Below are 23757 nucleotides of genomic sequence, written 5' to 3'. Positions count from 1 at the left end.
TGTCAGCCGGTCTTAGGTCACCGTCGGCCGGTCTCAGCTCGCTGCCAGGCCGGTCTCCGGGCGCCTTCAGCCGATCCTCGCCCGCCGCCGAACTGCTCCCCGCCCGCCGCCGATCCGCTCCCCGCCCACCGATTAATTCAGTGGCGCCCAACCCGCCGTCCCGGCAGAGTGGTTGTGTTCACGCCGCCGGACGGTGAGTCCGGCGCCACGTTCTGGGAGAGGAGCCGGACGATGTCCATGCACGGCAGTACGTCCAGCTCCCGACAGGGCAGCCCGCGGCGGGCTCCGGAGTAGTCGCTACCCCTCCGTCGAGCCCGCCCCGCACGGGAAGCTGCCCGGGGCGGCCGCTTCGAGCACGCGAATCCCACGTCGCGTGGGCCGCCCACCCGGAGGATTGGCCGAGTGGTAAGGCACCGGCTTGCTAAGCCGTGGTCGGGGTCACCCCCGCGCACGTTCGATCCGTGCATCCTCCGCCGAAACCGAGCCGAACGGCTCAGCCCAGCAACCGCTCCAGCACCACCGCGATCCCGTCCTCCTCGTTCGAGGACGTCACCTCGTCGGCCACCGCCTTCAACTCCTCGTGGGCGTTGGCCATCGCCACCCCGTAGGACGCCCAGGCGAACATCGGGACGTCGTTGGGCATGTCGCCGAAGGCGATCGTGTCGGCGGCCTTCACCCGGAGACGTCGGGCCGCCAGCGACAGGCCCGTCGCCTTGGACAGGCCGAGGGGGAGGAGCTCGACGATGCCCTCGCCCGCCATGGTGACGGTGACGAAACCGCCGGCGGTGCGTGTGGCCACCTCGCACAGCTCGTCGTCCGTGAGGGTCGGGTGCTGGATGTACAGCTTGTTCAGGGGCGCGGTCCACAGGTCCGACGCGTCCGTGAAGGGCGTCGCGGGGAGCGCGCCCTGCACCTCGTAGCCCGGCCCGACCAGCACCTCGCCGTTCAGGCCGTCTCGGCTCGCCGCCAGGTACAGCGGGCCGGTCTCCGCCTCGATCTTGGCCAGGGCCAGACCGGCCAGCTGCCGGTCCAGCGTCACCGTCGTCAGCAGGCGGTGCGCCCCGGCGTCGTACACCTGGGCGCCCTGGCCGCAGACCGCGAGACCGTCGTAGCCGAGGTCGTCGAGGATGTGCCGGGCCCAGGGCACCGCGCGGCCGGTGACGACGATGTGCGCGGCGCCCACCGCGGTGGCCGCGGCGAGCGCGTCACGGGTGCGCCGCGTGACCGACTCGTCGGAGCGCAGGAGCGTTCCGTCGAGGTCGGTGGCGATCAACTTGTACGGAAAGCCGGTGCTCACCTGGCGACCGGTTCCAGGATCTCCCGGCCGCCCAGGTACGGACGCAGCACCTCGGGCACGCGCACGGAGCCGTCGGCCTGCTGGTGGTTCTCCAGGATCGCCACGATCGTGCGCGGTACGGCGCACAGCGTGCCGTTGAGCGTGGCCAGCGGCCGCACCTGCTTGCCCTCGCGGACGCGGATCGACAGGCGTCGGGACTGGAACTCGGTGCAGTCCGAGGTCGAGGTCAGCTCGCGGTACTTGCCCTGGGTCGGGATCCACGCCTCGCAGTCGAACTTGCGGGAGGCCGAGGAGCCCAGGTCACCCGAGGCGACGTCGATCACGCGGAACGGCAGCTCCAGCGAGGTCAGCCACTGCTTCTCCCACTCCAGCAGACGCCGGTGCTCCTCCTGCGACTCCTCCGGAGTGACGTAGGAGAACATCTCGACCTTGTCGAACTGGTGCACGCGGAAGATGCCCCGCGTGTCCTTGCCGTGTGAGCCGGCCTCGCGGCGGAAGCACGGCGAGAAGCCCGCGTAGCGCAGCGGCAGGCGGTCGGCGTCCAGGATCTCGTCCATGTGGTACGCCGCCAGCGGCACCTCGGACGTGCCGACCAGGTACAGGTCGTCCTTGTCGAGGTGGTAGACGTCCTGGGCGGCCTGGCCGAGGAAGCCGGTGCCCGCCATCGACTGGGGGCGCACCAGCGCCGGGGTCAGCATCGGCGTGAAGCCGGCCGCCGTCGCCTGGGCCATCGCGGCGTTCACGAGCGCGAGCTCCAGAAGCGCGCCCACGCCCGTCAGGAAGTAGAAGCGCGAGCCGGAGACCTTCGCGCCGCGCTCGACGTCGATGGCCCCGAGGAGCTGGCCGAGCTCCAGGTGGTCCCTGGGCTCGAAGCCCTCGGCGGCGAAGTCGCGGATGTCGCCGTGCGTCTCCAGCGTGACGAAGTCCTCCTCGCCGCCCACGGGCACGTCCGGGTGGACGAGGTTGCCGAGCTGGAGCAGCAGCTCCTGGGTCTCGGCGGCGGCCGCGTCGCGCTCCGCGTCGGCCGCCTTGACGTCGGCCGCGAGCTGGCTCGCCTTCTTCAGCAGCTCGGCCTTCTCGTCCCCGGTCGCCTTGGGGATCAGCTTGCCGAGGCCCTTCTGCTCGGCGCGCAGCTCGTCGAAGCGGACGCCGGACGACCTGCGCCGCTCGTCGGCAGACAGGAGGGCGTCGACGAGCGCGACGTCCTCTCCACGGGCGCGCTGCGACGCACGCACACGGTCGGGGTCCTCACGGAGCAGGCGAAGGTCAATCACGCGGTCAAGGCTACCGGTGAAGGATGACGACCCACGACTCACATTTCCGGGGTACGGCCTACGTTCCGCTATGGGGGAATTGCCCCGTGTGCGCGTGTCTGTTCCCAGGTGTCAACAAAAGGTGTCTCACTCCCTGGAACGGGTCAGCCGGAAGGCGCTCCATTGACTCGATTTCCTTGTGGAGAACGGGACTTGGCCTCTGCTTGTCCACAGGGATCCACACCCTCCGAAGAGTTATCCACAGGCTGTGTGGAAGATCTGTGGACTTCGGAATTGATCACTCCGGAACGGGGGATCAGCCCCATGAATTCCCGGAGTAAACCCGCCCTATCCTCACTTTCGAGTGGAAAGCGGTCACCCCAAAGAGTTGCGCAAGGGAAAACAGTGGACGAAGGATGACCTGTGTGCCGGTGGACGGGGCGAGGGCCTGTAGGGCGATTTGTCGACTGAGTCATGCTCCGGTGTCGACTTGTCCCCAGGTCGAGAAGCCCACCTGTGGATAACTCCTGTGGATAACGAAGATATGCAGGTAGGACTGACGGGAACCCGGCGGTCCGGCCGGATCAGAACCGGCCGTCCTGGCAGCGCGCCACCCAGTCCGCCGCCGCGGCGAACTCGTCGTCCGAGGTGCCCGGCAGCGGAGGCTGCACGTCCCCCGGCTTCACGTCCGCGCGCGGATACGAGCCGAGGAACCGCACCTGCAGGCAGATCCGCTTGAGCCCCGTCAGGGCCTCGGCCACCCGGCGGTCGGAGATGTGGCCCTCGGCGTCGATGCAGAAGCAGTAGTTGCCGATGCCCGCTCCGGTGGGCCGGGACTGCAGCAGCATCAGGTTGATGCCCCGGGTGGCGAACTCGCCCAGCAGATCGCGCAGCCCGCCGGGGTGGTCGTCGCGCTGCCACAGCACGACGGACGTCTTGTCCGCGCCGGTCGGCGCCGCGGGCCGGGCGGGCCGGCCGACCAGGACGAACCGGGTCTGGGCGTTCTCCGCGTCGTGGATCCCGGTCTCCAGGGGCACAAGCCCGTACCGGGCGGCGGCGAACTCGCCGGCGAAGGCGGCGTCGTACCGGCCCTCCTGCACGAGGCGGGCGCCGTCCGCGTTCGAGGCGGCCGACTCCCAGATCACGTCCGGGAGATTCCTCTTCAGCCAGTTGCGCACCTGCGGCTGGGCGGCCGGGTGGGCGGTGACCGTCTTGATGTCCGACAGCTTGGTGCCGGGGCGGACCAGCAGCGCGAAGGTGATCGACAGCAGCACCTCGCGGTAGATCATCAACGGCTCGCCGGCGACCAGCTCGTCGAGGGTGGTGGTGATACCGCCCTCGACGGAGTTCTCGATCGGCACGAACGCGGCCTCGGCCTCACCGGCCCGCACGGCGTCGAGCGCGGACTGCACGGACACGTACGGGATCAGCTCCCGGGTCGCCGTCTCGGGAAGCGTGCGCAGGGCGACTTCCGTGAAGGTGCCCTCAGGGCCGAGATACGCATAGCTCGCTGGCATGACCTCACCCTAATGGGCCCGCTGATACGGCATCCCCCACAAGCCACTCATGGGTGACCCCCTTATCCCTCCAGCAACTTCTGCCCCACGTACTCCCCTTCCGCCGCTCCACCCGGCACCGCGAACAGCCCGCTCGCCTCGTGCCGGATGAACGGCGACAGGGCGTCGCCGCGGTCCAGCTTGCGCTGCACCGGCACGAAGCCGCGCAGCGGATCGGCCTGCCAGCAGATGAACAGCAGTCCCGCGTCGGGCACCCCGTCCGCGTCGATGCCGTCGTGGTACGAGAACGGGCGCCGCAGCATCGCCGCGCCACCGTTCTGGTCCGGGCGCGTGATGCGCGCGTGGGCGTTGATCGGGACGACCAGGTTGCCCTTCGCGTCGGTCTTCTCCAGGTCCATCTCGGTCGTCTCGGTGCCCCCGGACAGCGGCGCCCCGTCGGACTTGCGGCGCCCGATGACGTCCTCCTGCTGCTTGACCGACAGCTTCTCCCAGTCGTCCAGCAGCATGCGGATACGGCGTACGACGGCGTAGGAGCCGTTCGCCATCCACGCCGGCTCGCCGTTCTCCGGGATGAAGACGCGCTCGTCGAAGTCCGGCTCGGACGGCTTCGGGTTGCGCGTGCCGTCGATCTGGCCCATCAGGTTGCGGGCGGTCATGGGGTGGGCGGTGGCCCCCGGCGAGCGGTTGAAGCCGTTCATCTGCCAGCGGACCCGGGCGGCCGAGCCCGCGTCCTTCTGGATGGCGCGCAGGGCGTGGAAGGCGACGAGGGCGTCATTGGCGCCGACCTGCACCCACAGGTCACCGTTGCTGCGCGCCTTGTCGAGATGGTCGGAGGAGAAGTCGGGCAGCGGGTCCAGGGCGACCGGGCGCTGCTTCTCCAGGCCGGTTTTGCCGAAGAAGCTGTGCCCGAAGCCGAAGGTGAGCGTCAGTGTGGACGGTCCGGCGTCGCGGGCCACGTCCGTGTCGTCGTGCGGCGCCGGCTCGCCCGCCATCAGCCGCAGGGCCGTCTCCGACCAGCGGCGCATGAGGGCCGCCGCCTCCTTGCGGCCGGCGCCCGGCGCCAGGTCGAAGGCGATCAGGTGGCCACGGGCCTGGAGGCCGTCGGTGATGCCGGGCTGATGTTTCCCGTGAAACATCGCCCGGCCGGCGCCCAGCGAGGTGAGCGGAGTGGCCTCGGCGGGCCGAGCGGCGTACCCCACGGCCCCGCCCGCCGCTCCGAGCACGAGCCCGGTGGCACCGGCGGTGCCGAGCAGCCGCCGCCTCGACAGGCCGAGGGAGGCCGGTTCGGAGACGGCCCCTTCGGAAACGGCCCCTTCGGAAACCGCACCCCCAAGGGTCTCGTCGGGAGTACGGGCCTCCGGAATGGACTGGTCAGCCATGGTGTGGTTCAGCCGATCTGCGCGTTCTTGGAGACGGTCACCTGGTCGATGTCGGAGGTCCGCACGGTCACGTCGACCTTCCAGTCGCCCGCCATGGGGATCTGCACTCCGTTCGCCGACCAGTGTCCGGTGGTGATGTGGTCGGGGACGACGGGCAGCGGCCCGATGTCCTTGGCCTTGAGAGTGAAGGCGACCTTCACCTCGGGGATGTCGAAGGCGCGGCCGTTGGGCCGCTCCACGTAGACGTGCATCTCGTTGGCGCCCACCCGCGCGGGGTCGAGGTCGATGGTGACGACGCCCTTGCCGTCCTCACCGCCGGTGTCGAACGGCATGTTCAGTGTCACCGCGCCCGACGACGAGGCGTCGGCGTAGGAGGACGAGACGGCGGCCCTGGCCTCCTCCTCCGTACGCCCCGGCTCGGTCTGCGTCAGCACGGTGGTGACGGCGAGCAGGACGACGGCGACGCCCGCCTCGGCGAGCACCGAGCGGCGCAGCCCGAAGCGGTTGGGATCGGCGTCCCGGGCCCGCTTCTGCCGGGCGGCCTGAATCGCGGCCCGCTGCCGGGCGAGCTGTGCGGCACGCGCCGGGTCGGGCTCCTCGGCGGCGGTCCCTTCCGCGTCGGCCCCCTCCGCGTCGGCCGATCCGCCGTCGCTGGATCCGTCCTGGTCGCCGTCGCCCGCCCGGGCTTGGCCGTCGGCCGCCAGGGCTTCGCCGTCGGCTCCCTGGCCCTCCCCGGCGGCGGTCCTGGCGCCGACGCGCTCCTTCTCCCGCTCGGCGTGCACCGGAACCGTCTCCGCCAGCCGCCCCGTCCACCGCCGCGAGATCCAGGCGATCCCGACCAGCACCACGACCAGCGCGATCTTGGCGAGCAGCAGCTGCCCGTACCGGGTGTCGGTGAACGCCGACCAGGAGCCGAGCTGCCGCCAGGACTGATAGGTCCCGGTCGCGACCAGCGTCAGCACACTGCCGAAGGCGACACGCGAGAAACGGCGTACGGCCGCCGCCTCCACCGGTGTGTCCGTGGGTGCCCGGAACAGCGCCACGAGCAGGGCGGTCAGCCCGCCGAGCCAGGCGGCGACGGCCAGCAGGTGGACGACGTCGACCGGCATGGCGATGCCCGCCTGGAGTCCCGTCGAGGCGTGCTCGGACATCGCCCAGCTCGCGGCGAGCCCGGCCGCCACGACACTCCCGCCGACCGCGAGCCCGAAGATCAGGTCCCGCTTCTCCTCGGCCTCCTCCCGCTTGTCGTACGCGCCGAAGAGCACGGCGATGAACAGTGCCGCCGCAGCGAGCAGCAGCAGCCGGGACACCAGCGCCGCGCCGGTCTTGGTCTGCAGCACCTGCCCGAGCAGGGTCAGGTCGAAGACGTCGCCGGCCTTCCCGGAGCCGGTGTAGGAGCCCCGCAGGAGCAGCAGCCCGAGGGTGGACGCGGTGAGCGCGACCCACCCGGAGACCACGAGCCGCTGCACCGCCCGTACGCCGGAGCCGCGCGGCCAGCAGGCCAGCACGAAGGCGGCCCCGCCGGCCATCACGATGAACCCGGCGTACGACACGTACCGGCCGAAGCCGTACAGCCAGCCGACCACCCCGCCGCCGGCGCCCTGCTCGGAGACCGCGACGGAGGTCTTGGAGGGGGCGCCGACGGAGAAGGTGTAGGCCCCGGCGACGGGGTGGCTGTCCGCCGACACCACCTGGTAGGTCACGGTGTACGTGCCGTCGGGCAGGCCGCTGTGGAGCTTCACGGCGTACGTGGTGCCGCTGACGTTGGACGGCTTGCCGGTGTCGACCCGCTTGCCCTTGGGGTCGAGCACGCGCAGCGCGCCGTCGGACATCGCGACCTGCTCGGAGAAGGTGAGCGAGACCTGGGTGGGGGCCTTGTCGACCACCGCCCCCTGCTGCGGGTCGCTGCCGGTCAGCGCGGCGTGCGCGGAGGCCGGGCCGGCCCCGGCGAGCAGCGCGCCGGTGACCGCCAGGAACAGCAGCACCAGGATGCGGACGCGGGGAGCGATGGTCTGCGTCACAGGGGTCCCTCCCTCAGTGCCCGGTCGTCGGGGTGTACGTCGCCGGCTTCACCGGCATCCGGACCGTGACGGGGTCGGAGTGGGCGAAGCGGAGTTCGACGAAGACCGTCTGGCCCTCCTTCGGCTGCCGCTTCAGCTTCTCGAACATCAGGTGGTTGCCGCCGCTCTTCAGCACGAGCCGGCCATGGGCGGGGATCTGAAGGCGGTCGACCTCCTGCATCGCCGAGCCGACCGTCTCGTGCACGGTGACCTGCCCGGCGACATCGCTCGTCACCGAGGTCAGCTCGTCCGCCGAACCGCCCTTGTTCGTGATGGTCAGGAAACCGGCGGCCATCTCGTCGGAGACCGGCTGCGGCATGTAGGCGGAGCCGACGGACAGGTCCGCCTTTCCGCCGCCGGAGCCGGAGCCCGACGCGGAATCGGAGTCCGAGCCGCCGCAGCCCGCCAGGGCCAGTGCCCCGGCTATGACGACGGCCGCCGGGGCGAGCCGCCTCACGGGTTCGCTCCCTTCACCAGCTTGGGAAGGTCCTTGGTGTAGTCCTGGACGGTGGCGTCCTCGCCGTAGAGCACGTAACCGCCGTCGGTCTTCGGGGAGAAGGCGATGACCTGGGTGCCGTGCTCGGAGATCAGCTTGCCGTGCTTGTCCTTCTTCGTCGGCTCGATGGAGATGCCGAGGGTGCGGGCGCCGGCCTGGATGGTCGGGAAGTCGCCGGTCAGGCCGACGAACTCGGGGTCGATGCCCTTGAGCCACTTGCCGAGCTCGGCCGGGGTGTCGCGCTTGGGGTCGGTGGTGACGAACACCACGCGCAGCTTGTCCTGCTCGGCCTTGGGCAGCTGCTTCTTGGCCACGGCGATGTTGTTCATCGTCAGCGGGCAGACGTCGGGGCAGTGGGTGTAGCCGAAGTAGATCAGCGTGGGCCTGCCCGCGGTCTCCTCGCGGAGGTCGTACTTCTTGCCCTGCGTGTCGGTGAGGACGAGGTCCGGCTTCTCGAACGGCTTGTCGAGGACGGTGGCGGCCTTGTCCGACGCGGCCTCCTCGGAGACCGCGGCGACGGGCTTGTTGCTGTCGTCGCCGCTGCCGCAGGCGGTCAGGGTCAGGGAGGCGGCGGCGAGCAGTGCGGCCGCGGCGAAGGTCTTGTTGCGCATAGGAAAATGTCCCAGATGTGAGTGCTCCGGCGCGCACCGGGGTGGACGGGATGCGTGGCTCCCGGCGCGCGCCGTGAAGGGAAGCGGGCCTCAGGCGTTGGTGCGCCGGCGACCGGCGAGCACGCCGTACGCCACGCCCGCGGCGCCGATCACGATGCCGACGACGCCCAGGACGCGGGCGGTGGTGTCGGTGTCGTCGGTGCCGGAGGAGGCGGCGGAGGTGCTGGCGGAGGCGTTCTCGGTCGACTTGGCGCTGTCGGAGGGCTCGTCGCTCGGCAGGCCATGGTGTCCGTCCTCGGCGGCGGACAGTTCCAGCACCGGCGCCGGGTTGTCCGGCTCGGCCTGCCCCTCCTGCGGCACCTCGATCCAGCGGACGACCTCCTTGTTGGAGTACGTCTGCAGGGCCTTGAAGACGAGCTGGTCGGTGTTTTCGGGCAGCTGGCCGATGGAGACCGGGAACTTCTCGAAGTAGCCGGGCTCGATGCCCTTGCCGTCGGCGGTCCAGGTGACCTTGGTGACGGCCTCGGTGATCTTCTCGCCGTGCATCTCGATCGGCTTGTCCAGCGTGGACTTGGTGACCTTGATCTCCCAGCCGGGCATCGGCTCCGGCATGACCGAGGCGAGCGGGTGGTCGGTGGGGAAGCTGACCTCGAGCTTGGTGGTCGAGGCGTTGTCCCGCTCGTTGGGGACCTTGAAGTCGACGACCGCGTAGCCGCCCTTCGCGGCCGTGCCCTCGGGCTGCACGGTGACGTGCGCGAAGGCGGGGGCGGACAGGGCGAGGACGGCGGCGCCGGCGACAGCACCGGCGGCGGCGATACGGGAAGCCTTCATGGCAGGAGCACTCCGCTTCGAGTGTGGTGTCGGTGAGGAAGAGGGGTACGCGCGCGTGGGGGTGCCGTCGGCCGGACGGCTCCCGGAACCCGTGGACGGCGTCCAGGGCGAAGGAAAACTCCGGAGACTCCGGGCCAACGACGCCGGCCAGGCCCAGGACGCCACCGAGACCATGAGGCCGGCGAGGCGACAGGCGAGCGGGCGACGCACGCACGCGAGAACGGACGCACACGCGCGTGCCGCCGGCGACGCTCCCTCCCCGGGTGAAGCCAAGTGGTGGTCGCGTCGCGTCAGGCGGCCAGGGCGAATGCGCCGACGGCCGGCGGGCCGCGTCTGATCACCGTGTGCTGGAGTGCGGTGGTGCGGGGCTGCGGCGGTGCGAGCAGGGTGGTGCGCGGCGGGCACGGCCGCGCCTCCGGAGCGCCCGGGAGCCCGGCACGCAGGGCGCGTACCAGCGCGAGCGCCGCGCGCAGCGATCGTACGAGCGCCCCCTCGGCGACTCCGTGCGCCGACTGTGCGGACAGCTCGGTGAGCCGTAGCAGGGCGAGGTCGCCCCGGCGCAGCAGCCAGCCGGCGACGAGCGCCGCGAGGACGTGACCGAGCAGCATCGGCAGGGACGGCAGCAGCGACGCGGAGGAGCCCGCGGCGGTGGACATGGCGTCCGCCGGGTGGTGCGTGTGGGCGCCCGTGGCCGGGTAGAGCCGCGCCTCGGTGAGGATCTTCTGGGCCTGGGCGGGGCTGATCGCCGCCGCCGTCGTGCCGCACAGGAGCCGCGCGGCCTGCTGGACCAGCGCGGCGTCGGACAGCGAGGCCGCCGAGCCCGTGCCCCCCGTCGAGCCCGGCGCAGTGCCGTGCTGCCCCAGCCCGAACAGCGTGTGCAGCACGGTCTGGCCGACCGCGAGCAGGGCCGCGATCCCCGGCAGCGAGCGCTCACGCCCGGCGAGCGGCGCCGCGACCACGACCGTCCCGAGGAGTCCCGCGCCCAGTGTCCACAGCGGAATCGCGGCGCAGGAGGCGAGCGCGTGACCGGCCGCGGCCAGCACGACGCAGACCGCGGCGAACACCGCGGCCCGCAGGATCCGGAGCTCTGTTCCGGAGCGCGCCGTGCGCGGGTGGGGGGCAGACATGGCGGGCTCATCATCGCACTGGCCGCGTCGGCGCCGTACGCCAGGTCCGCAAGATGCCGTACGACCGGAAGGTCACCCTCTGGCCCGAGCCGCCACCACATCCACCGATCAGCACCCCCCCACACCAATCAACACCCCCGCCCATGCCGATCAACGCCCCCACATACGCCGATCAACGCCCCACATACACCGATCAAGCCGAACGCGCATCCGCCGTATGGGCGGCATCACGTCAACTTCGCGCTTACGCGGCGCAACCGGGGGCAATACGTAACGGTATGTCGAGCCGCGGCCAGGAGGCTGGAGCATGAGCATCTGGTGGTCACTCCATCTGCGGCGGGAAGCTGCGAGCGTGCCGCTCGCCCGACGCCTGCTGCTCGGCACGATGGAGACCGCGGGCGTCGATCCCGACATCTCCTACGACCTCTCCGTCGCCCTCAGCGAGGCCTGCGCCAACGCCGTGGAGCACGGCGGGGGCACCGCCCAGGGCGGCTGTTCGGAGGCCTACCGGGTGACCGCGTACCTGGACGGCGAGAAGTGCCGCATCGAGGTCACCGACGCGGGCCCCGGCTTCCCCGCCGGGGCCTCCGGCCGTTCCTCCCGCCCGCCGGCCCGGCCCGCGCCCTCCGACGCGGAGCACGGCCGCGGCCTGTGCCTCATCCAGGAGCTCGCCGACCACGTCCACATCGGCAACAAGCCGGGGCGGGGCGGGGCGGTGGTGAGCTTCGACAAGATCCTCAAGTGGCGGAAGGACGCGCCGCTGATCGCGGTGTAGGGGCGGACCTGCTGCCGGAAGCGGTCAGCACGCCCGCGCGCAGCGCCTGAAAGGGGCCTCAAGCCCCCTCCAGCACCTTCCCCAGCACCTCCAACGCCTCGGGATACACCCGCTCCCGAGGCGTCCCGTACCCCACGACCAGCCCCTGCGGACGCCCCTCGGCCGGCGGGGCCTGCCAGTGATCGCCCAAGCAGCCGACCGCGAGTCCCTCCGCCTCCGCCCGGGCCAGTACCGCCGCCTCGTCGTCGACCTCCACCAGCGCGTGCAGCCCGGCCGCGATCCCCCGGACGCCGCGCCGCGATCCGAGCCGGTCCAGGAGCTGGTCCCGGCGTCTGCGGTAGCGCAGGCGGCACGCGCGCACGTGGCGGTCGTACGCGTGGCTCTCGATGAGCTCGGCGAGCGCCAACTGGCCGATGGACTCGGTCTGGTGGTCGCTGTGCAGTTTGGCGTCGGCGACCTCGTCGACGAGGTGCGGCGGCAGCACCATCCAGCCGAGCCGCAACGCGGGCCCCAGCGTCTTGGAGGCGGTGCCCAGGTAGGCGACCTGCCCCGGCGCCATGCCCTGCAGCGCGCCGACGGGCTGCCGGTCGTAGCGGAACTCCCCGTCGTAGTCGTCCTCGACGATCAGCCCGCCACGCGCGCGTGCCCAGTCGGTGAGCGCCCGCCGCCGCTCCGGGTGCAGGGTCACCCCGGTCGGGTACTGGTGGGCGGGCGTGACGACGACAGCCGCCGCGTCCCCCAAGTCCTCGGCACACGCGCCCCGTTCGTCGACCCGTACGGGCACCATCGTCCCGCCGTTGCGCCGCACCACCTCCCGGTGGAACGGCAGCCCCGGATCCTCCATGGCGACCTCGGCGCCCTCCAGCACGCGCGTGAGGAGCGCCAGTCCCTGCACGTAGCCGGAGGTGATCACGATCCGCTCCGGCGGCGCGATCACCCCGCGCGCCCGGCCCAGATAGCCCGACAGCGCGGTGCGCAGCTCGATCCGGCCGCGCGGATCGCCGTAGTCGTACGCCAGCAAGGGCGCCTTCGCTATGGCCCGGCGCAGCGCCCGCAGCCAGGCCGCCGCCGGGAACGCCCCGACGTCGGGGCTGCCGGGCCGCAGGTCGAAGCGCGGCACGCGCGCGTGTGCCGCCCTGCCCGGCGGTTCCGTGTCGAGGGAGGGCAGCTCGGCGACCCGGGTGCCCGAACCCTGCCGTGCCGTCAGATAGCCCTCCGCGACCAGCTGGTCGTAGGCCGCCTTGGCGGTGCCTCGCGAGATGCCGAGCTCGGCCGCGAGCCGCCGGGTCGCCGGCAACCGCGTCCCGGGCGCCAGCCGCCCGTCCCGCACGGCGTCCCTGAGGGCCCGCTCCAGCCCTGCTCTTCGGCCCTCCGCAGCGTCCGGTTCCAGATGCAGGTCCACTCCGAGAGTGGACCAGAAGTCGTCCACGAAACCCTCCCCCTGGGCGCACGCACGGCGCATCAAAAACCCAGGGGACGCTGTCGTGGTCCCCTGGACACACCAAGGGCCGGGTACCCCGTGCGGTACCCGGCCATCCCTCGTGGGTCACACCGTCGGACCGTCAGCTCTTGAGAGCCGCCATCCACGCCTCGACCTCGTCGGAGCGGCGCGGCAGGGCCGCCGACAGGTTCCGGTTGCCGTCCTCGGTGACCAGGATGTCGTCCTCGATGCGGACGCCGATCCCGCGGTACTCCTCCGGCACGGTCAGGTCGTCGGCCTGGAAGTACAGGCCCGGCTCGACCGTGAGCACCATGCCCGGCTCCAGGACACCGTCCACGTACGTCTCGGTCCGCGCGGCCGCGCAGTCGTGGACGTCCATGCCGAGCATGTGCCCGGTGCCGTGCAGCGTCCAGCGGCGCTGCAGGCCCAGCTCCAGCACCCGCTCCACCGGCCCCTCGACCAGGCCCCACTCGACCAGCTTCTCCGCCAGCACGCGCTGCGCGGCGTCGTGGAAGTCCCGGTACTTGGCGCCCGGCTGCACGGCCGCGATCCCGGCCTCCTGGGCCTCGTACACGGCGTCGTAGATCTTCTTCTGGAGCTCGCTGAAGCGGCCGTTGATCGGCAGCGTGCGCGTGACGTCGGCGGTGTAGTACGTGTGCGTCTCCACGCCCGCGTCGAGCAGCAGCAGCTCGCCCGGCCGCACGGGCCCGTCGTTGCGCACCCAGTGCAGCGTGCAGGCGTGCGGGCCGGCGGCGGCGATGGTGCCGTAGCCGACGTCGTTGCCCTCCACGCGCGCGCGGAGGAAGAACGTGCCCTCGATGTAGCGCTCGCTGGTGGCCTCCGCCTTGTCCAGGACTCGGACGACGTCCTCGAAGCCGCGGACCGTGGAGTCGACGGCCTTCTGCAGCTCGCCGATCTCGAAGTCGTCCTTGACCAGCCGCATCTCGGAGAGGAAGACGCGCAGCTCCTCGTCGCGCTCGGCGGTGACCTTGTCGGTCAGCGCGGCCTCGATACCGGCGTCGTGACCGCGTACGGCCCGCACCGGGCCGGTCGCCTCACGGAGCTTGCCGGCGAGCTCGCGCACGTCGGAGGCGGGGATGCCGTACAGCTTCTCGGCCTCGGTGAGGGAGTGGCGGCGGCCGACCCACAGCTCGCCGTGGCCGTCCAGCCAGAACTCGCCGTTCTCGCGGTTGGAGCGCGGCAGCAGGTAGATCGTCGCCTCATGGCCCTCACCCTTCGGTTCCAGGACCAGGACGCCGTCCTCGGTCTGGTTGCCGGTGAGGTACGCGTACTCGACCGACGCCCGGAAGGGATAGTCGGTGTCGTTCGAGCGCGTCTTCAGATTGCCCGCGGGGATGACCAGACGCTCGCCCGGGAAGCGCGCCGACAGCGCGGCACGGCGGGCGGCGGTCTCGGCGGCCTGGGGGATCGGCTCCAGGTCACGCAGCTCGGTGTCCGCCCAGCCGGACTTCATGTTCTCGGCCAGTTCGTCGGACACGCCGGGGTACAGTCCGTTCTTCCGCTGCTTGATCGGCTCTTCGCTCTCTTCCGGGGTCGCCGGCGTGAGCTCCTCCGCCACGGTCATCCTCCTCGATACGGCGCTGGACCCCCTCCACTGTACGGCCGTACGTAAGGGGGTCCGGGGCGGTGACGAGGTGCGTTACTCGAACCGCGCCGCCAGCAGTACGACGTCCTCCTCGCTGTCGGCGGCGTCCAGGCCGTCCGGCAGTACGGCCCGCAGGACGTGGTCGGCGATCGCGCCGGGGTCGCCGCGCAGCGCCCTGGGTACGCCGGCCGCCGCCGCGTGCAGCCGGGCGAAGGCGCGGTCGGTGGGGTCGCCGGTGCGGTGCAGCAGCCCGTCGGTGTACAGCAGAACCGTCTCTCCGGGCTCCGCGTGCACCTCCACGCTCGGCGCCTCCCAGCAGGCGAGCATGCCCAGGGGCGCGGAGACCGAGGTCTCCACGAACTCCGTGCGCCGCGGGCCGATCAGCAGCGGCGGGCTGTGGCCGGCGCCGGCCAGCGTGATCTTGCGGGCCGCCGGCTCGCAGTAGCCGAACAGGGCGGTGGCCGAGCGGGCGGGCTCGGTCAGCCTGAGCAGCAGTTCCAGGTCGGACAGGACGGCGACCGGGTCCTCGCCCTCCATCACCGCGTACGCCCGCAGGGACGCCCGCAGCCGTCCCATCGCGGTGACCGCGCTGGGCCCCGACCCGGTGACGGATCCGACGGCGAGACCGAGGGCCGCCTCCGGCAGGGGCAGCGCGTCGTACCAGTCGCCGCCGCCGCGCGGGCCGGTGCGGTGCCGGGCGGCCAGCTGGACGCCGAAGATGCGCGGCAGGCGCGAGGGGAGCAGTTCCTCGGACATGGTGGCCAGGCACGCGCGCGTGCGCTCGACTTCGACGAGCCGGGCGAGGTGCTCGGTGGCGTAGCGGGCGTACAGGCCGACGAGGTGGCGACGGCGCTCGTCCGGCTCGGCGGGCTCGTCGTAGAGCCATACGGCGGCACCCAGGCGGCCGGCGGACTCGGTGGACAGGGGGAGGGCGTAGCTGGCGGCGTAGCCGAGCCGGGCGGCGACCTCACGGTGCCGGGGGTCGAGGCCCTCCTCGGCGAACAGGTCGGGCTGAGTGATCTCCCTGTCACCGCCGGGCAGACCGTCGAGGATGCGCCCGTAGGACAGGGACCCGCGCGGCACGGTCTCGATGTGGCCGAGGTCGGCGCGGGTCAGGCCCAGGCCGATGGTGGTGTCCGGGCCGAGGCCGTCGGCGGGTCCCAGGACGACGAGACCGCGCCGGGCGCCCACCAGGGCGGATCCGGCGCACAGCAGTTCTTCGAGCGCCTCGGTGAGCGCGCCCGTGCGGGCTAGGCGTTCGGTGAGTTCGTGGAGGGTCGTGAGATCCGAGACCCAGCCGGCGAGACGGTCCTGGAGTACTGCGGCCGGTGCGTTCAGGGGGTTTGGTGGGGCAGCCGGGGAGGTACCCGCCGCGACGGGCGCGACAGTGTGTGCGGGGGCCGGAACCGTTGAATCGATTCCAGCCACTTTCGGAAGGTGCGGGGCGTTCATGGTGTCCGGCTTTCCGACCGGTGCGTACTGCTCAAAAGCATCGCAAACCCCCATGTCATTCTGCGCCGCTAGCAGTGTCTCCACATGTACACGCACTCGTGAGGAGATGTCCAGCATTGTCCTGCTGGGATTCCTGGTGTCCGTGAGACTTGAGGGAAGTACTCGTCAACCCCTTGCGGAAATGCAAAGTTGGCTTAAAACTGCCGCAGGGGACGGCTTATTGCGGTCGACTGGGCTTGCTCGACGGAGCGTCACAGCGGTCGTGATGGGTACGTACTCGGTGAAGGCCAGGGGTGGTGAGGAACCACCCGGAACCTGGTGACGGACCCGGGCGTCTTAGCCACCGACGGCCGTGCCCCATCCTCCCGTGGTGGAGGCGGAGAGAAATACGCGCGACAGCAAACGCCAGACTTCGCCACCCCACGCCAGCCCATGCTTTTGATAGACGCGGTATGGGCGCAGCGGCCGCGGATGCAGCCAGTGCTCGACCCATAGGGGATCCCCGTGCCTCCGGCTGGGGTGTGATGCGCCAACAGGTACGCACAGTGCAGTGATCGACACATGTTGTGATGTGGACCACGGTGTTGCCAGGCGTGCAACGGAAAGGAACGAGCGCTCATGCGCGAGATCCTCGGAAGGCGACGCAGGCTCTTGTCCCAGCGGAAGGACGGGGGTTCTGAGTTGATCAGCGCGGCCCTGACCTTCGCGACGGAATGGCAGTGGCCCGTACTCCCGGGCGTGGCGGCGGACCCGCAGGGCAGGTCCCGCTGCGGCTGCCCCGACCCGGAGTGCACGGTGCCGGGCGCGCATCCCTTCGACCCCGGCCTGCTCGCGGCCACCACCGACGCGCGCATGGTGCGCTGGTGGTGGACCAACCGGCCCGGCGCGCCGATCATCCTGGCCACCGGCGGCAAGGCGCCCTGCGCGGTGTCCCTGCCCGCGCTGCCGGCCGCCCGCGCCCTCGACGCGCTCGACCGCCGCGGCATGCGGCTCGGCCCGGTCGTCGCCTCGCCCACCCGCTGGTCGATCCTCGTCAAGCCGTACTCCATGGAGCAGCTGGGCGAGCTGCTGTACGCCAAGGACTTCGTGCCCGGCTCCCTCCGCTTCCACGGCGAGGGCGGCTATCTGGCACTGCCCCCCTCGGAGACCGGTCACGGCGAGGTCCGCTGGGAGCGCGCACCGCTGCCCGGCTCGGCCTCGCCGTGGGTGCCCGACGTGGAGGCCGTCGTGGACGCCGTGGTCGAGGCCCTCACTCGCACGGGTGTGAGCGCGCCCGAGTTCTGAGGGTGTCGGGCGCGCACCAGCCCGGCGCCCGCCCCGGGGCGTTATCTTCCGGGGCCATGCCGCGTCATGCCGGGGGCCGAGCCCGGGACCCCCGAAGAGTCCGTCTGCTCGCCCTCGCGAGCGTCGTGATGACGTGCGCGGTCGCCCTGCCCCTGGCCGTGGCGTCCGCGGGTTCCGTGTCGTCCGGGCGGTCGGGGCCTTCCGCACGCGACGAGGCCGGCGCCGTACGTGCGTCCGCGCCCGGTCCCGTACGCAAGTCCGCGCCGGGTTCCGCCCGTGATGCGGTACGGAACTCCCCGCGCGGCGACGACAAGGCGCCCTCCGCCGCACCCGGGAGCTCCCCGCTGCCGCTCGGCCTCGGCCTGTCCACCGCCGTGCGCTGCGGGCCCTACCTCTCCTCCCCCGACGGCATCGAGGCGCAGACCTGTGTGCTGACGCAGGGCGCGGACACCTGGGCGCGGACCTACTACCGCAACGCGACCGGCGACGCGCTGGACGCCGTTCTCAGTCTCATGGGACCTGGTGGCCGGAGCGTGCGGATCCACTGTGCGGTGGGCGCCGAGGACGAGCCGGGGACGTGCGAGACGCCCCGGGAGCGCGGCCGGGGAAGACTTGCGGACCACACCGCGGTCGCGGAGTTCGCGGAGCGGGCCGGACGCGGGCCGCTGCTGCTGCGTTCCGGGAGCAACTCACCGGCGGAAGCAGGCAGTTGACGCGCTGCTGCGGTGCGTGAGCGTCGGCGCGGACGGAAAGACCCGGTTGCTGGCGACGGGGGATGCACCAGCAACCGGGCTACTCGAACGGTAACAAGAGATCGGCGGTTCGCAAATTCCGTCTCGAGCTTTCCGGTCACCGATCGGCTTGTCCGTATGGGGAGTTGCGAGGGCGGTCACCCGTCGGGGACGCCCGGCTGCGGCTGACCGGGCGGTCAGCCGCAACCGGGGGTACGCCGTGCGTCAGCTGAGCGTGACCTGGCGGTTGGTCAGGCCACCGCGTGCGCGGCGCTCGTCGGCCGTGAGCGGAGCGTCCGTGGCCAGGGCCTCGGCGAGGCGCTCGGCGAACTCGGCGGCCGGCTTCTCCACGTCCTGCGCGCCGACCCCGCTCGGCAGGTCCCACACCGGCACGGTGAGCCCGTGGGCGCGGAAGGAACCCACGAGACGGGTGCCCTCGCCGAGGCTGGAGCGGCCCGCCGCGTGCAGCCGCGCGAGGGCGTCCAGAAGCTGCTCCTCGGGGTGCGGCATGACCCAGCGCAGGTGGTTCTTCTCCGGTGTCCGGCACCAGTACGCGGCGTCGACGCCCTGGAGCCGGACGGTCGGGATCGCCGCGGCGTTGGCCCGCTCCAGGGAGGCGGTCACCTCCGCGGTGGCGTTCTCCGGGTCCGGGACCCAGAACTCGAAGCCGCTGTGCACAACTGGCTCGAACGCGCCTTCCGGGTCGATCAGGTCCTGCAGCCGCGGACCGTCGGCCGGGGCGCGGCGGCCCTGCACCGGTGTGCCGGGCTGTGCTTCCAGGGCGCGCTGCAGGGTGTCGGCGAGGTCGCGACTGATGTCGCCCGAGGAGGTGTCGTTCTGCAGGCCGAGCAGCACCGAGCCGTCCTCGCGGCGCAGGGCGGGCCAGGCCATCGGCAGGACCGTGGCCAGCGTGACCGACGGGACGCCCTCGGGCAGGCCGCCCTTCAGCGTCAGCGCGACCGTGGCCGCCGGCACCAGTTCGCGCAGCGCCACCCAGTCGCACTCGCCCGGCAGGCCCTCGAAGGGGCGGTGCACCAGCTCGGTCACCGCGTGCGCGGCGGCCCGGCCGTGGCAGGCCTTGTAGCGGCGGCCGCTGCCGCAGGGGCAGGGCTCGCGGGCGCCGACAACCGGAACGTTCCCATCAGCGCCTGCGGCGCGGGCCCCGTCACTGGTCTGCGGGCGCTTGGCCTTCGTCTGAGGTCGCTTCTTGGCCATCGTGGGTGTCTCCCGGTTACGGCTCGTCTCGTACGGGCGGGAGCCTAGCCGTTCGCGCCGGGAGCGACGGGATGCTGTGGACAGCGTGCCGACCTGTGGACAACGTACGACCGACCCTGTGGTCGGCGTACGACAACGTCCGGTCGTCCCGAGGTGGTCGTCCCGCGCTGGTCGTGCCGCCGGGTCAGTCCACGTCCTCGAACGCGTCCGCGAAGTCCAGCCCGGGTATCTCGGACACCGCCGGGGCCGTGACGCGTGTCGCGAAGTCGTCGCGGCGGTGTCCGGCGTCCGGGTCGTGCACGTCGTCGTGGACGACCACCCACACGGTGACCTCGCCCCGGACGTCGTCCCGTACGCCCCAGTCGTCGGCCAGGGCGGTGATGATGTTCAGCCCACGGCCGCCGTGTGCGGTGACCGAGGGCGTGGCCGGAGCAGGGCGGGTGGGTCCACCTCCGTCGGTGACCTCGACGAGGAGCCGGCCGCTCGGGTCCACGCGCCATGCGGCACGGACGTCGCCGTCCCCGGCCAGGGCGTCGCCCAGAGGCCGGCCGTGCTTGCACGCATTGCTCAAGAGTTCGGAAAGGATCAGTACGGCGTCGTCGATGACCGATTCCGCCACGCCACCCCTGCGCAACTGTTGACGCATGCGGTGTCGTGCTTCCCTCACGCCCGCAGGGCCATGAGGTACGGCCATGCTCGACGACGTGGGCACCTCCTGTGCCACCACCAACGCCACCCCCGAGACCTCCTTTGCCCCACGCCACGGTGTGGATGCCCCATTGGCCTGTACCGGAAACCGGCCAATCCATGTCCGGAGACGCATTCGCAACGATCGAATACGGACCGAACGCGCCGGAGCACTCCCTGTAATCGTGTGGCTGGATTTCGTCGGTGTGGCCGAGACGCGAGGATGGCGCGGGGGCGTCACGAGGGTCAAGAGTCTTGCGGGAACTGTGGGGCAAAAGTGGTCGGTGTGATGATCACCGGGCGAGCTGGTCGATCACGGGCCGAGCGGGTCGTTCAACGGCCGACCCGAGCAGGTCGTTCACTGGCCGGCCGGGCCCGTTCAGCGGCCGGGCGGGTTCGTTCAACGGCCGAGCTGGTCGAGCACCGCGCGCGGGCGGTTGGTGATGATGGCGTCGACGCCCAGGCCGACGCAGAGTTCCACGTCCGCGGGCTCGTTCACCGTCCAGACGTGCACCTGGTGCCCGGCCTCCTTCAGGCGTTCGACGTAGGAGGGGTGGCCCCGCACGATCCGGATCGAGGGGCCCGCGATCCTGACGCCCGCGGGCAGCCGCCCGTCGCGCAGGCGGGGCGAGACGAACTGCATCAGGTAGACCGTCGGCAGCGTCGGCGAGGCGGCACGCACGCGGTGCAGCGAACGCGCCGAGAAGCTCATCACGCGCACCGGGGACTCCTCGGGCGAGGCCGGGGTGTCGAGCCCGAACCGCTTCAGCAGGACCAGTAGCCGCTCCTCGACCTGGCCCGCCCAGCGGGTGGGGTGCTTGGTCTCGATGGCCAGTTCCACCCGGCGTCCGGCGTCGGCGACGAGTTCGAGGAGCCGCTCGAGGGTGAGGACAGAGGTCGCCTCCCGGTCCTCCGGGCGGTGTTCCCAGTCGGGGTCCTCGGTCCGCCCCTTCCACGAGGCGTGCGCCTTCCAGGAGCCGAAGTCCAGGGCGGCGAGGTCGGCGAGCTCCAGCGCCGAGACCGCGCCGCGGCCGTTGGACGTACGGTTGACTCGGCGGTCGTGGACGCACACCAGATGTCCGTCGGCCGTCAGGCGCACATCGCATTCGAGGGCGTCGGCACCGTCCTCGATCGCCTTCTTGTACGCGGCCAGGGTGTGCTCCGGGGCGTCCTCGGAGGCCCCGCGGTGGGCGACGACTTGAATCTGGTGCTGCCGTGCGTGGGTCACCGCGTCATGGTGCCACCACGCGCGGGTAGACGTCCGGTCGGACGGACCCGTTGGATTCGGCGGTCCGTACGGAGGCACTGGGATTGCATCCTTTTTGACGATAATGCCCTATATAAAGAATGGCCCCGGACCCACAGCCACCGCTTATGGTGCCCTGACGGCCGGTGGGAAAAGCTGAAGGCATACAAAAGGACATGCGCAGCTGCATCGCGCCGGACGTCGACCAACGTGACGAGCGTGACGATTGCGACCGAGTGCGATTGAGAACAACAGCCGTGGATCGAGGAGACAAGCTGTGAGCACCGAGAACGAGGGCACCGCGGTACCCCCGGCCCCCTCCGCACCCCCCGTGCCGGTGGATGCTCCCGCTGCTCAGCCGTCCCAGGAGCGCATGGCTCCGGACGGGGGCACGGCCACGCCTCCGGTCCCCCCGGCTCCGTCGAGCGCACCCGGCGCCCACGCGCAGGGGTCCCCGGGCCAGCCGGGCCACGGCTCCGCACCCGGGCCGATGCCCGGTGGCCACGGTTCGGCACCCGACCCCTCCTGGCCTCCGCCCCCACCGCCGGCCACCCCGTCGTACGGCGACGGCGGTGCCGGTTCCGGCGCGGGCGGCTGGGGGTCCTCGTACCAGCCGCCGGCACCGAAGTCCGGCCGAGGCCGTGGCGGTCTCGTCGCCGCGGTCCTGGTGGCCGCGCTGGCCGCGGGCGGCCTGGGCGGCGGCCTCGGCTACACGCTGGCCAAGAACAACGACACCACCGGCTCCACGACGGTCTCCGCCTCCACCAGCGGCGGCGACGTCAAGCGCGACCCGGGCACGGTCGCGGCCGTGGCCGCCAGGGCGCTGCCGAGCACGGTGACCATCGAGGCCGAGAGCGACAGCGGTGAGGGCGGCACCGGCACCGGCTTCGTCTTCGACACGCAGGGCCACATCGTCACCAACAACCACGTGGTGGCGGGTGCCGTCGACGGCGGCAAGCTCACCGCGACCTTCCCGAGCGGCAAGAAGTACGACGCCGAGGTCGTCGGCCACGCGCAGGGCTACGACGTCGCGGTCATCAAGCTCAAGGACGCCCCCTCGGACCTGAAGCCGCTCACCCTGGGCGACTCCGACAAGGTCGCCGTCGGCGACTCCACGATCGCCATCGGCGCCCCCTTCGGCCTGTCCAACACGGTGACGACGGGCATCATCAGCGCGAAGAACCGCCCGGTGGCCTCCAGCGACGGCACCGGCAGCCAGGCCTCGTACATGAGCGCCCTGCAGACCGACGCCTCGATCAACCCGGGCAACTCCGGCGGCCCGCTGCTCGACGCGCAGGGCAATGTCATCGGCATCAACTCCGCGATCCAGTCCACCGGCAACGGAGGCTTCGGCACCGGCCAGTCCGGCTCCATCGGCCTGGGCTTCGCCATCCCGATCAACCAGGCGAAGTACGTCGCCCAGCAGCTGATCAAGACCGGCAAGCCGGTGTATGCCAAGATCGGCGCGTCCGTCTCCCTGGAGGACAGCTCGAACGGCGCGCAGATCACCGACCAGGGCGCCGGCGGCTCGGAGGCGGTCGAGCCGGGCGGCCCCGCCGACAAGGCCGGCCTCAGGCCCGGCGACGTCATCACCAAGCTCGACGACCGGGTGATCGACTCCGGCCCGACCCTGATCGGCGAGATCTGGACCCACAAGCCCGGCGACAAGGTGACGATCACCTACGAGCGCGGCGGCAAGGAGCACACGGTCGAAGTCACCCTGGGCTCCCGCGTCGGCGACAACTGACCCGCACACGCGCGTGCCGACCCGTTACCCTTGTCCCCGCGCCGCCGATCACGGCCGGCGCGGGGAGGTGTGCCCGAGCGGCCGAAGGGAACGGTCTTGAAAACCGTCGTGGCAGCGATGTCACCGTGGGTTCAAATCCCACCGCCTCCGCGCTGAGAGCAGCGAGAACGGATGGCCCCTGACCTGGGTGTTGGTCGGGGGCCGTTCTCATTTCCGGCTACGGCTACCGGATGTCGGCTGTCTCGTCGACGACGTCGTACGCCCACCGCGACGACGTCGTACGCCAACCGCGCCCCGCATGCGCGCGGGCGGTCCGGGCCGCACGCTGGTGCCATGGCCAGTGCGCAGCCGATCGTGATCTACCCGCCCGCCGAGGACGGCGGGCGGCGGGTCCGCGTGGACGGCAGGTTCCGGGGGATCGCCTACGGGCTGCTGGACATCGTCGAGTTCCTGCGCCTCGCGGGCCTGGAGGACGCCGATGACGACTGGGTGCGGCAGTCCGGGCTGATCGAGTGGCGGGGTGGCGGTCCCGATGTGTGGGAGCACTGACGCGAGCGGTCCGTGAGGAGGGGAGGGGGCGGCGGCGCGCGGAGCAGTCGGGCTCCGCGCGCCGCGGTGAGGGTTCAGCAGCGGAGTTCTCAACAGAAGCCCACTTAAGGGAAGTTGGCCGGGCAGGCGTGGTGCTTCCCACGGCCCACCCTGGCGAACGGTGGCGATTGGTCGTTTGCGGGCCGTTCGCTCTGGCGCGCCGGGTACGTTGACGGGAGTTCGGCTCCGTCATGCCAAGACGCCTCTGCTCGTCCCGGGCAGGGGTCCGACTGGTCGGCCGGTTCGACCCGGTCGGAGTGACGAGAGACAGGAGCTGAATCGATGGTGGACCCAAGAAGAGCGGCCGCCGCCGACGCCAGCGCAGAGACTGGATCGAACTGGCGGTCGTGACTCTCGGTGCGGTCACTGCCATCGCGGGGTGTGTCGAGCGGTTCATGCGGTGACCGGGGCATG

20 protein-coding genes and 2 tRNA genes are annotated in these 23757 nt (G+C 71.7%); 7 read left to right on the top strand and 15 right to left on the bottom strand.

Translation table 11 applies throughout. The annotated features are described in order from the left end of the window. The first annotated feature begins 388 nt into the window (after window positions 1-388). Window positions 389-473: transfer RNA gene (locus ACYVMZ_RS24050), tRNA-Ser, on the top strand. 20 nt (window positions 474-493) lie between these two features. Here the strand turns inward: ACYVMZ_RS24050 and ACYVMZ_RS24045 are convergent. The 9 genes from ACYVMZ_RS24045 to ACYVMZ_RS24005 all read right to left on the bottom strand — a co-directional run bounded on the left by ACYVMZ_RS24045 (window position 494) and on the right by ACYVMZ_RS24005 (window position 10571). Further along, on the bottom strand, window positions 494-1297 hold the full coding sequence (locus tag ACYVMZ_RS24045) for an HAD family hydrolase (protein WP_461082944.1): 804 nt from the start codon (window positions 1295-1297) through the stop codon (window positions 494-496). Further along, window positions 1294-2571: a serine--tRNA ligase gene (gene serS, locus ACYVMZ_RS24040; protein ID WP_461082942.1), complete on the bottom strand. Its 1278-nt coding sequence runs from the start codon at window positions 2569-2571 to the stop codon at window positions 1294-1296. The genes ACYVMZ_RS24045 and serS overlap by 4 nt, the downstream gene beginning before the upstream one ends. Window positions 2572-3134: 563 nt before the next feature. Then, a complete protein-coding gene (gene pheA, locus ACYVMZ_RS24035; protein ID WP_461082940.1) occupies window positions 3135-4067 on the bottom strand; it encodes a prephenate dehydratase in 933 nt (310 codons plus the stop codon). 62 nt (window positions 4068-4129) lie between these two features. Then, window positions 4130-5446 (bottom strand): iron uptake transporter deferrochelatase/peroxidase subunit, encoded by a 1317-nt coding sequence (gene efeB / locus ACYVMZ_RS24030; protein ID WP_461082938.1) that lies wholly within the window; start codon window positions 5444-5446, stop codon window positions 4130-4132. Window positions 5447-5454: 8 nt separating this feature from the next. After that, window positions 5455-7467 (bottom strand): copper resistance CopC/CopD family protein, encoded by a 2013-nt coding sequence (locus tag ACYVMZ_RS24025; protein WP_461082936.1) that lies wholly within the window; start codon window positions 7465-7467, stop codon window positions 5455-5457. 13 nt (window positions 7468-7480) lie between these two features. After that, window positions 7481-7963 (bottom strand): copper chaperone PCu(A)C, encoded by a 483-nt coding sequence (locus ACYVMZ_RS24020; RefSeq protein ID WP_461082934.1) that lies wholly within the window; start codon window positions 7961-7963, stop codon window positions 7481-7483. Continuing rightward, window positions 7960-8613: an SCO family protein gene (locus tag ACYVMZ_RS24015; protein ID WP_461082932.1), complete on the bottom strand. Its 654-nt coding sequence runs from the start codon at window positions 8611-8613 to the stop codon at window positions 7960-7962. The genes ACYVMZ_RS24020 and ACYVMZ_RS24015 overlap by 4 nt, the downstream gene beginning before the upstream one ends. 90 nt (window positions 8614-8703) lie before the next feature. After that, window positions 8704-9444, bottom strand: a complete 741-nt coding sequence (locus ACYVMZ_RS24010) for a YcnI family copper-binding membrane protein (RefSeq protein ID WP_461082930.1) — start codon at window positions 9442-9444, stop codon at window positions 8704-8706. Window positions 9445-9734: 290 nt separating this feature from the next. Further along, complete coding sequence (locus ACYVMZ_RS24005; RefSeq protein ID WP_461082928.1) at window positions 9735-10571, bottom strand: hypothetical protein; 837 nt, start codon at window positions 10569-10571, stop codon at window positions 9735-9737. Window positions 10572-10878: 307 nt separating this feature from the next. Here ACYVMZ_RS24005 and ACYVMZ_RS24000 point away from each other — a divergent pair, with 307 nt between their 5' ends. Next, window positions 10879-11346: an ATP-binding protein gene (locus ACYVMZ_RS24000; protein ID WP_461082926.1), complete on the top strand. Its 468-nt coding sequence runs from the start codon at window positions 10879-10881 to the stop codon at window positions 11344-11346. 58 nt (window positions 11347-11404) lie between these two features. On the opposite strand, the gene pdxR is transcribed toward ACYVMZ_RS24000, so the two are convergent. The 3 genes from pdxR to ACYVMZ_RS23985 form a co-directional block, all read right to left on the bottom strand. Continuing rightward, entirely contained in the window at window positions 11405-12775 is a 1371-nt protein-coding gene (gene pdxR, locus ACYVMZ_RS23995; protein WP_461082924.1) for a MocR-like pyridoxine biosynthesis transcription factor PdxR, read from the bottom strand. A 133-nt stretch (window positions 12776-12908) separates the two neighbouring features. Then, window positions 12909-14372 carry an aminopeptidase P family protein gene (locus tag ACYVMZ_RS23990; RefSeq protein WP_461082922.1) on the bottom strand — a complete coding sequence of 488 codons (1464 nt, stop codon included), beginning with the start codon at window positions 14370-14372 and terminating at the stop codon, window positions 12909-12911. A gap of 75 nt (window positions 14373-14447) precedes the next feature. Next, on the bottom strand, window positions 14448-15962 hold the full coding sequence (locus tag ACYVMZ_RS23985) for a PP2C family protein-serine/threonine phosphatase (protein WP_461082920.1): 1515 nt from the start codon (window positions 15960-15962) through the stop codon (window positions 14448-14450). 501 nt (window positions 15963-16463) lie between these two features. Between ACYVMZ_RS23985 and ACYVMZ_RS23980 the strand changes: the two genes are divergently transcribed. Both ACYVMZ_RS23980 and ACYVMZ_RS23975 read left to right on the top strand, forming a co-directional pair. After that, window positions 16464-17129: a bifunctional DNA primase/polymerase gene (locus tag ACYVMZ_RS23980; RefSeq protein WP_461082918.1), complete on the top strand. Its 666-nt coding sequence runs from the start codon at window positions 16464-16466 to the stop codon at window positions 17127-17129. A 56-nt stretch (window positions 17130-17185) separates the two neighbouring features. After that, complete coding sequence (locus ACYVMZ_RS23975) at window positions 17186-17842, top strand: hypothetical protein (protein WP_461082916.1); 657 nt, start codon at window positions 17186-17188, stop codon at window positions 17840-17842. Window positions 17843-18085: 243 nt separating this feature from the next. On the opposite strand, the gene ACYVMZ_RS23970 is transcribed toward ACYVMZ_RS23975, so the two are convergent. The 3 genes from ACYVMZ_RS23970 to ACYVMZ_RS23960 form a co-directional block, all read right to left on the bottom strand. Beyond that, a complete protein-coding gene (locus ACYVMZ_RS23970) occupies window positions 18086-19075 on the bottom strand; it encodes a DUF5926 family protein (RefSeq protein WP_461082914.1) in 990 nt (329 codons plus the stop codon). A 184-nt stretch (window positions 19076-19259) separates the two neighbouring features. Further along, entirely contained in the window at window positions 19260-19898 is a 639-nt protein-coding gene (locus ACYVMZ_RS23965; RefSeq protein WP_461082912.1) for an ATP-binding protein, read from the bottom strand. A 264-nt stretch (window positions 19899-20162) separates the two neighbouring features. Continuing rightward, window positions 20163-20990 carry a glycerophosphodiester phosphodiesterase gene (locus ACYVMZ_RS23960; protein WP_461082910.1) on the bottom strand — a complete coding sequence of 276 codons (828 nt, stop codon included), beginning with the start codon at window positions 20988-20990 and terminating at the stop codon, window positions 20163-20165. A 295-nt stretch (window positions 20991-21285) separates the two neighbouring features. On the opposite strand from ACYVMZ_RS23960, the gene ACYVMZ_RS23955 reads away from it, so the two are divergent. From ACYVMZ_RS23955 to ACYVMZ_RS23945, 3 genes are all read left to right on the top strand, one after another. Further along, window positions 21286-22755, top strand: coding sequence for a S1C family serine protease (locus ACYVMZ_RS23955; RefSeq protein WP_461082908.1), 1470 nt, complete (start codon window positions 21286-21288; stop codon window positions 22753-22755). Window positions 22756-22818: 63 nt separating this feature from the next. Next, window positions 22819-22905 (top strand) — tRNA-Ser (locus ACYVMZ_RS23950). Between the two features lie 183 nt (window positions 22906-23088). Next, window positions 23089-23304, top strand: coding sequence for a hypothetical protein (locus tag ACYVMZ_RS23945; protein ID WP_461082906.1), 216 nt, complete (start codon window positions 23089-23091; stop codon window positions 23302-23304). The last annotated feature ends 453 nt before the right edge of the window (window positions 23305-23757 follow it).

It is taken from the genome of Streptomyces deserti, assembly GCF_054782695.1.
This window is presented reverse-complemented; position numbering and strand designations above follow the sequence as displayed.

Bases quoted from the DNA above. Each gene is read 5' to 3' on its own strand.
- pheA (WP_461082940.1), bottom strand. From the start codon at position 4,067: ATGCCAGCGAGCTATGCGTATCTCGGCCCTGAGGGCACCTTCACGGAA.
- efeB (WP_461082938.1), bottom strand. From the start codon at position 5,446: ATGGCTGACCAGTCCATTCCGGAGGCCCGTACTCCCGACGAGACCCTT.
- ACYVMZ_RS24015 (WP_461082932.1), bottom strand. From the start codon at position 8,613: ATGCGCAACAAGACCTTCGCCGCGGCCGCACTGCTCGCCGCCGCCTCC.
- ACYVMZ_RS24010 (WP_461082930.1), bottom strand. From the start codon at position 9,444: ATGAAGGCTTCCCGTATCGCCGCCGCCGGTGCTGTCGCCGGCGCCGCC.
- ACYVMZ_RS24005 (WP_461082928.1), bottom strand. From the start codon at position 10,571: ATGTCTGCCCCCCACCCGCGCACGGCGCGCTCCGGAACAGAGCTCCGG.
- ACYVMZ_RS24000 (WP_461082926.1), top strand. From the start codon at position 10,879: ATGAGCATCTGGTGGTCACTCCATCTGCGGCGGGAAGCTGCGAGCGTG.
- ACYVMZ_RS23990 (WP_461082922.1), bottom strand. From the start codon at position 14,372: ATGACCGTGGCGGAGGAGCTCACGCCGGCGACCCCGGAAGAGAGCGAA.
- ACYVMZ_RS23985 (WP_461082920.1), bottom strand. From the start codon at position 15,962: ATGCTGGACATCTCCTCACGAGTGCGTGTACATGTGGAGACACTGCTA.
- ACYVMZ_RS23980 (WP_461082918.1), top strand. From the start codon at position 16,464: ATGCGCGAGATCCTCGGAAGGCGACGCAGGCTCTTGTCCCAGCGGAAG.
- ACYVMZ_RS23975 (WP_461082916.1), top strand. From the start codon at position 17,186: ATGCCGCGTCATGCCGGGGGCCGAGCCCGGGACCCCCGAAGAGTCCGT.
- ACYVMZ_RS23970 (WP_461082914.1), bottom strand. From the start codon at position 19,075: ATGGCCAAGAAGCGACCTCAGACGAAGGCCAAGCGCCCGCAGACCAGT.
- ACYVMZ_RS23965 (WP_461082912.1), bottom strand. From the start codon at position 19,898: ATGCGTCTCCGGACATGGATTGGCCGGTTTCCGGTACAGGCCAATGGG.
- ACYVMZ_RS23945 (WP_461082906.1), top strand. From the start codon at position 23,089: ATGGCCAGTGCGCAGCCGATCGTGATCTACCCGCCCGCCGAGGACGGC.